Below are 563 nucleotides of genomic sequence, written 5' to 3'. Positions count from 1 at the left end.
GCAGCGAATGAATTGTTAGACCCGCGCCCTTACTGCGAGATCATACGTCAGTGGTCGACTTTCCATCCTGAGTTTGCATTCTTGCCACGTAAATTCAAAATCTCGGTAAACGCTTGTGGTGATACAGATCGTACTGAGTCTCTAGTGAATGATATTGCTCTGGAGCTTGTTAAGAACGATGCAGGTGAAATTGGCTTTAAAGTTTTGGCCGGTGGTGGGCTAGGCCGTACGCCAATCATTGCCTCGGTAATTCGTGAGTTTTTACCCGAGAAGCACCTGCTTAGTTATCTCGATGCGATCTTGCGTGTCTACAATATTCACGGTCGCCGCGACAACAAATACAAAGCTCGTATTAAAATCCTTGTAAAAGCCCTTACACCCGCCAAGTTCGCAGAACGCGTTGAAGCTGAATGGGAGCATATCAAGGATGGAGCGACAACACTGACCAATGAAGAAATTGACCGTGTAAAAAACTTCTTTACAGAACCAGCATACCAATCGCTTGCTGATAATAGTGAAAGCTTTGTTAAGCAACAAGACGAGCACAAAGGCTTTGCCAATTG

1 pseudogene is annotated in these 563 nt (G+C 45.3%); it reads left to right on the top strand.

Features of this window, described 5'->3' with window-relative positions:
* Window positions 1-563: pseudogene (locus tag A3735_RS03855) on the top strand (nitrite/sulfite reductase); the annotation flags it as partial.

The organism is Oleiphilus sp. HI0061, from assembly GCF_001635675.1.
This window is presented reverse-complemented; position numbering and strand designations above follow the sequence as displayed.